Origin of the sequence: Pauljensenia sp. 20925_1_34, assembly GCF_041432775.1 — a bacterium.
GTDB lineage: Bacteria > Actinomycetota > Actinomycetes > Actinomycetales > Actinomycetaceae > Pauljensenia.
In genome coordinates this window covers 1-7,635 of sequence record NZ_JAPWAG010000047.1, presented here as the reverse complement: position 1 = coordinate 7,635, position 7,635 = coordinate 1, and the positions used below count along the sequence as shown (strand labels likewise).

At 67.8% G+C, this 7,635-nt stretch carries 3 protein-coding genes; 1 reads left to right on the top strand and 2 read right to left on the bottom strand.

The genetic code is table 11. From position 1 onward, the window contains the following. The first annotated feature begins 763 nt into the window (after window positions 1-763). On the top strand, window positions 764-3,670 hold the full coding sequence (locus O3669_RS10670) for a prealbumin-like fold domain-containing protein (protein WP_371524810.1): 2,907 nt from the start codon (window positions 764-766) through the stop codon (window positions 3,668-3,670). A 293-nt stretch (window positions 3,671-3,963) separates the two neighbouring features. On the opposite strand, the gene O3669_RS10665 is transcribed toward O3669_RS10670, so the two are convergent. Continuing rightward, the gene (locus O3669_RS10665) at window positions 3,964-6,498 is read right to left on the bottom strand and encodes an FtsX-like permease family protein (RefSeq protein WP_371524808.1); all 2,535 of its coding nucleotides are present in this window, start codon (window positions 6,496-6,498) and stop codon (window positions 3,964-3,966) included. A 65-nt stretch (window positions 6,499-6,563) separates the two neighbouring features. After that, window positions 6,564-7,325: an ABC transporter ATP-binding protein gene (locus O3669_RS10660; RefSeq protein WP_371524806.1), complete on the bottom strand. Its 762-nt coding sequence runs from the start codon at window positions 7,323-7,325 to the stop codon at window positions 6,564-6,566. Window positions 7,326-7,635 lie beyond the last annotated feature (310 nt).

The window sequence follows — 7,635 nt, the reverse complement described above, 5'->3', positions numbered from 1 at the left end:
CGGACGCTCCCCCTAAAAGTCGCACGTAATTCGATTGATTAAACATTCAACAAAGCCTAGAAACGTTGCAATTCCAACGACGCCAATTCAAAGTTTGAAAGGTTTACATGGAAATTACGTGCGACATTTTTGGGGAACCATCCCCCTGACTGGGCGAGGCGGAGCCATGACTGGCGGACGCCCAGAAGCCCCCCAAGCCGCGAGCACCACCACCAAGCCCCCCAAGCCTCGAGCACCACCGCCAAGCCCCCAAGCCGCGAGCACCACCGCCAAGCCCCCAAGCCGCGAGCACCACCCCCAAGCCGCGAGCGCTACCGTCAAGTCTGACCCCTCCCCCATCAGCACCGCGTCCGCCCAGAATGTCAAACGGAGTGCCCACCGCACAAACACCTCGAACGAGGGCGATAGGCCAGGGCCAACAGGCCCATTTGACTATCCGATCACTCTGAAAACCACCCTGCTGTGACAAATGTTTGCAGGTGCTCACCAACACAGCTAGCATGGCAATCAGTTAGTTTGGCGATAACCACGGGGGCGCAGGCTTCCCCGGCACGACGGAGCACGCATGGGACTTGAGGCAGCACACAACCGAGACTCCTTGCGCGGCAGCAACCGCGCGTCGGGGAACGACACAGGCGCACGCCCACGCCTCTCCCCAACGCCCGGACACACACCCGGCACGCAGCCGACCGGCGCCGATCGAGCACGCGCCGCCCACACAGCGCCCACACATCGTGTCCTACGAACCCTGGCCGGAACGTGCGTGGCGGCGCTGACGGTGGGAGGCCTCGTCGTGGCAGCCCCGAGCGCCCCGCCCGCGCAGGCCGCCCAGGAGCCCGAGGGCGCGGCAACCTTCACAATCAACAACGTCGCCTCGATTTTCACGGACTCGGTCGTCAACAATTCGCCGACGGAGCGCACCTACCCCTTTATCGACCCCAGCGACGAGCCGGGCGTGTGGGACTACAACTTCCGCCGCCTGGTCTACTACGGCACGGTCGAAGATACGCGCAACCAGGTGGACCGATACGCCTACATGGAGACGAACCGGCCGAACATGTGGTCGCGCGACGGGTGGGTGAAACCACTGGATCAGTGGGGCCCCTGGCCGGGCGGCTCGCTGCAGGACGGGTCGGGCTGGAAGCGCGCCCAATGGCTGGAGTCCTCCCTGGCGTCGCAGGGCTACTGGAGCTACACGACGCGCTCGCTGCCGTGGGGTGAAAACCCGGAGGAGAACGGCGTCATCTTCTACAACAACGAGACCACCGTCCAGGGCAAGATCGCGCCGTGGAAGCAGACGGCGGTGGGCTTCCAGCCGGCCACGCCGGGCACGGTCGCGGCCGGACAGCCATTCCTGCTGGGCACGCTGCGCAACAATAACCTGCCGATTTTCAACAACTTGGAACGAGGCACGGGCAGGAATCAGAAGACGCTGACCGATGTGGGTCCTCAGCGTTTCTTCCACGGGGATCTGAACCTGCGCATCCAGGGTGACGGTTTCGCGATGCAGGGGGCGATCCCGTGGGACGTTGAGGAGTCCCAGGACGACACGGAGACGACGGTCGTGCCGCACGCGGGCGGCGCCTACACGGTGGTGGCCAACAGCGTGTGCGACACGAACCCTGACGGATCGGTGGCCGCGAACGGTAGCCGCCGCAAGATCAGGGGCAAGTTCACGGGTCCGGCACGCCTCTACAACCCGGAGGGCCGCAATACCGACCAGTGGCTGACAGGTACGACCGTGTGCGCCCAGCACGTCGGCGCTGGCAACGGCACGCACGACCTGTACAACAAGGGACAGAAGGGCCACATCAACCAGACCGCCGGCTGGGCGAAGGCACAGCGCGCGGAGAACGACTGGCCGGACGCCGTCGATATCTCCCTGCGCACCCCGGCCTCGAACGACACGGTCTCTATCTCCACCTCCACGCTGCCCGACACGGTGTGGGAAAAGGACGGGATCCGCTACCGCATGACGATCTGGGGCTTCACGGACAACGGCCGCAGCGCCTCGTGCCCGGCCGCTCCCCCGGAGGGCGCGCAGCCCGTGACGAGCATGAGCACACCGGAACTCAACATGAGCTTCGCGTGCCTGTACGCCTCGATCACGCAGGAACGCTACGTGCGCATCCACAAGGTCATCACCACGGACGGCGGCCGCACCTACGTGACCCAGCCGTCGGCGACCTTCACCTCCAGCGCCACCCAAGACGCGGTTGACGCGCCGGCCGGCGCCACGGCCTCGTCGACGACACCGGACGGCACGGCGGTGTCCGGCTGGGTCCAGGACGGCTCCTTCAACCAGACGATCACCCCCGCCGGCGTCGGCGCGGACAAGAAGGGGTCCATGGCCTCGTACCAGGCGTTCCTGGTGGGCCACTCGGACTTCACGATCACGGAAAGCGGCGTGACCAGCCCGGACGACCCCGACGAGCAGTGGACGCTTGAGTCGATCTCGTGCGTCAACGGCGCGGGCGAGGCCGTGGCCGCGACCGTGGACACCGACGCGAAGAGCGTTAATTTCGCGGGCGTCGGGTCGGTGGCGAGCGCGGCCGCGCAGACGATCGACTGCACGTTCACGAACCACGCGAAGAGCGCGAACGTGAGCGTCAAGCAGGAGCTCGTGACGAGCGGCGGCGACGGCCCCGTGACCTTCGACGTGGATTACAAGGTGACCGCGACGAATAGCGGGTCGCTGGATGCGGACACGGGCGCCCTGCAGGTCGCGCCCGGTTTCCCCTCCAGCCTGACGATCAACTCGGTGCGCGTGGCCGCCACGCAGGAGGGCCTGGACGCGGGGACCGAGCTGGCCGCCGCGGGCGGGCGCTACCAGATCACCGACGGCGACGCGCTGCCCGCGAACTCCTCGCGCGAGTACTGGGTGCGCATCAACGTGACGCGCTCGGAGGCGGCGAACGTGGACGAGTCGCGATTCTCGTGCCGCTACCTGGGGCCGCCGCGCTCGGGATACGGCCTGTACAGCGAGGTCATCGCCGCCGCGAACCGTGATTCGGACGGCACCGATAACAACAAGGCGTGCGCCCCCGTGCGCGTGCGCACCGTGATCATCGCCAAGGCCGGCCGCCAGTTCACAAACCTCCAGTGGCCCGAAATCGCCAACGAGTACGTGGACGCGCAGGGCTACTCCTACTATCCGCTGTCCGGGTCCGAGTTCGCGATCTACGACGTGGACCCGCGCGTCGACGGGTCGGCCACCCCGGTCCTGACACTGGATTCGTCGAACGTCACCGACTGGCAGTACTACTGGAAGGTGACGACGCTGGCGACGGACAAGAAGTACTGGCTGGTCGAGACGAAGGCCCCTCCCGGCCACCTGCTCCTGCCCCAGCCGATCCCCTTCACCCTGTCGGCGCAGCTGGGCGACGGCACGGGCACGAACGTCATGCCCGACACCGAGATCTTCGACCAGAACAAGTGGACGAAGGCCTCTGTCCAGGTCTACAACTCCGGCTACAACGACCTGAGCCTGGACGTGCAGGGCATGATCGTCGACGGCAAGTTCATGGCCACCATCATGGTCGCTGACCGCGAGGCACCGGTCCTGCCGAACTCGGGCGGCCCCGGCCTGTACCCGTACCTGGCGGCGTCGGCGGCGTTCTTCGCTTCCTCGCTGGCGGCTCGCCGGGCGGCCCGCAAGCGCGCTGCCTGACGGCGGGGGCGCCGCCTGACGCGGGGCGCTGCCTGACGGCGGGGCGGGGCGCCGCCTGACGCGGGGCGGGGGCGCTGCCTGACGCGAGGCCCACACAAACGCGAGGCGGGGGCGCTGCCTGACGGCGGGGCGCTGCCTGACGGCGGGGCGCTGCCTGACGGCGGGGCGCTGCCTGACGCGACGCCCACACAAACGCGAGGCGGGGGCGCCGCCTGACGCGACGCCCACACAAACACAAGGCGGGGGCGCTGCGGGATAAACCCGCAGCGCCCCCGCCATTCAACCACCAGCATTCACTCCGTCGCCAGCGCCTCCGAGGGGCTGACCTTCGCGGCCCGGCGACCGGGCAGCCACGAGGCGACCAGCGCACTCAGCACGGCGACGACGCCCACGCCGACCAGCTGCAGCCACGGCACGCTCAGCACGGGGGTGGCCCCCTCGACGGGCAGGCTCATGACGCCGACCCACCCGAAGGCGACGCCCATGCCGACGCCGATAACCGCTCCGGTGAGTGACAGGAACAGCGCCTCGAGGGCGAGGAGGCCCTTCATCTGGCGTCGCGTCAGGCCGAGGGCCCGCAGCAGGCCGTTCTCGCGGGTGCGTTCGGCGACCGACAGGGACAGCGTGTTGGCCACGCCCACCAGGGACACGAGGACGGACACGCCCAGCAGCCCGACGAGGATGAGCATGAGCTGGTCGATGATCTTCGTGTACATCTGGCGCTCGAGCGCGGATCCATTAACACTGAGGTGCGAGTCCTTGAGCAGCGCGGCCTGCACGGTCTCGGCGTCGGCCCCGTCGGCCATCTTGATGATGATCGCCTGACGCTGCGGCGACGTCGCGATGGAGCGCAGGGTCTTCTCGGAGACCTGGGCCTCCCCGACACTGCCGTTCTTGTCGTAGGTCGCGCTCAGGTCCACGCACGTGTCGGCGCACAGGCGCAGCGTCTGCCCGGCCAGGGCCTCGTCCCCGACGCGCACCTGGCCATCGCCCAGCTGCGTGACGGTCGAGTGGGTAACGCCCGCGTAGTCGGGTTCTCCGGTGATCATGACCGACGAGGCCTGGGCCTCGTCCTCCGAGCCCGTTCCCTCCCCGGGAGCGTAGGCGGGCGCGCCCGAGGTGGTCGTGAGGGTGCCGGGGGCGGCGTACTGGGCGACGGTGGCGGCGACGCCGTCGGTGGCCGCGATGGCGGCCTGCTGGTCGTCGGTGAGCTCTCCAGAGGTCGACACGGCCATGAGGTCGAAGGGGCGGGCGTCGTTCACGGCGTTGGTCAGGGTGGTGCGCACGGAGGCGGCGCCGACCATGATGGTGACGACGAGGGTCACGCCGATGATGATCGCGGTGCCGGTCGCGGAGGTACGGCCGGGGTTGCGCATCGTATTCTCGCGGGCCATGGCGGACAGGGTGCCCGGGAAGGCAGCGCCAAACGCGCGGGTGAGGGCGGGCAGCAGCACAGAGGCGACGAGCAGCGCGCCGAGGAGCGCCAGGAGCGACCCGGCGAAAGCCCCAAGGAATTTCGTGCCGCCACTATCCGAGCGCCACGCGAGGGCCACAGCTCCGCATCCGGCCACCGCGATGAGCGCGCCGATGACGAAGCGGACGGTGTGCTTCTTCCGGGCGGCGGCCCCGGCCTCGTTCACGGGGGCGAGGGCGGCGACGGGCGCGACGCGGGAGGCGGCGCGGGCCGGGAAGACGCCGACCAGGGTCGTAAACAGGGTGGCACCCAGCCACGTGAGCGCGAGCTGCCAGACGGAGGCACCCTCAAGCGCAGCGACGACGCTAGAGGCCAGGCCGGTGCCCGCCTCCGCGAGCGCGCCAATCAGCCAGCCGAGCGCGACGCCAATCGCCGACGAGATCGCTCCAATCGCGAGGGCCTCGCGGGTCACGAGCGAGCGGACCTGTCGCCTGGTCGCTCCCAGCGTGCGCAGCAGCGCCAGTTCGCGGGTGCGCTGCGTGAGCACCACGCGGAATGTCGAGGAGACGACGATAGAGGCCACGAGCGCCGCGATCGCCGGGAAGATCAGCATGATTCCCATCGTCATAGTGGCTCCCAGGCGCGCCTGGTCGAGGTCCTCCTGGATCGCCTTGTGCACGCTGGTCACGGTCACGCCCGAGATGCCACTGAGCGCAGAGTTTGCTCTCGCCACCCACTCGTCCTGGGTGGCGCTGGGAGGGTTTGCGTTGCTGTCCGTATCCGCTCCGGACGTCGCGACGATGAACCGGCCGGACGCGGTCGTCCCGAAGATCGAGGAGAAGCCACCGTCGGTCACGTAAGAGGCGGGGATGCCCATGCTGATCGTGTTCGAGCGCGTGGTGCCGACGATGGTGAGGGTGCGGTAGTCGCCCTCGGTGAATCCTGCGCGCACGCGGACGGTGTCGCCGACCTTCACCGAGAGGGCCGAGGCCGTGTGCTCGGGGATGGTGATCTGGTCGTCGGCGGTTGGCTTGGTTCCGGCGCTCAGGTCGATGTCGGCGAAGGGCTTGGTGGCCAGCGGCGAGACGTAGAGTTGGCCGCGCGTCGCGTCGGTCTGGGCGTCGGCGGGCCACTGGGCCGTGTGCTTGATCGTGGTGACGCCGCTGGTTGCGCTCAGGGTTCTTTCGGCGCTTTCGATGGCGCCCTCGGGCGCGTCCTTGTCTTGGGAGACGACGATCGTGCCGCCGCGGTACTGCTGGTAGACGCTGGAGGTCAGGCCCGAGGTCATCGCCGTCATGACGATGAGAGTGATGGCGATGAAGGCCGTAGAGATGGCGACGGCCAGGCCGGTGGAAATGTAGCGGCGGCCGTGGGAGCGCAGGTTAGCGTTCAGAAGAGAGGTTGTTGCAGACATGTGTGTGAGCCTTGAGGGGTGTGTGGATACGCTCGGTGACGATGAGGCGAGCTCATGCGCGCTTGTCAGCGCAGCGCCGCGGTCAGGGAGTCGGCGGTAACGTCGCGCAGGTCGGAGACGATGCGTCCGTCACGGCACACGAGGACGCGGTCCGCGTAGGCGGCGGTGGCGGTGTCGTGGGTGACCATGATGACGCTCTGGCCGAGTTCGTCGACGGCACGGCGCAAAAGGTCCATGACCTCGTCAGTGGAGTGCGAGTCGAGGTTGCCGGTGGGTTCGTCCGCGACGATGACGGCGGGGCGGCTCATGAGGGCGCGGGCGACGGCGACGCGCTGCTGCTGTCCGCCGGACATTTCGGAGGGGCGGTGGCTCAGGCGGTTCGCGATGCCCAGGGAGTTGACGATGAGGTCGAACCATTCCTTTTCGGGGGCTTTTCCGGCCAGGCGCATGGGCAGGAGGATGTTGGCGCGGGCGTCCAGGGTGGGCACCAGGTTGAAGGACTGGAAGACGAAGCCGATGCGGTCGCGGCGCAGCTTGGTCAGCGCGGTGTCTTTCAGGGCGGTGATGTCGGTGTCTTCGACGAAGACGCGGCCCGAGGTGGGGGCGTCGAGGCCGGCGAGGATGTGCATCATCGTGGACTTGCCGGAGCCGGAGGGCCCCATGATGGCGGTGAATTCGCCGGCGCCGAAGCCGACGGTCACGTCGTCGAGGGCGCGCACCTGCGCGTCGCCGCTTCCGTAGATCTTGGAGACGCCCTGGAGTCGGACGATGGACGAGGCCTGGGCCTGTGCGGCCGCAGGGGCCGTGATTGTTGTGTTCGTGTTCATGTATCCATCGTGCGCCTGGGGCGTGCGTCACCGCTACGGAGGTTTCCCCTGATTCGCCCCCGAGGCCACCCGGGGTCGTCTCGGGGATTGCCCCGCGCTGCGTCTCGGGGCCCCATCTCCAAAACTCGCACGTAATTTCCCTTGGTCAGTTTTTAATTAGCCTCACAAACGTTGCAATTCCAACGATGCCAATTCAAAGTTTGAAAGGTTTACATGGAAATTACGTGCGAAATTGCCGAGCGCACAATAGTCGCGCTGGCCCGACTACAGCACCCGAGAGTGATGGCAGACACACACACCCAAAATCTCG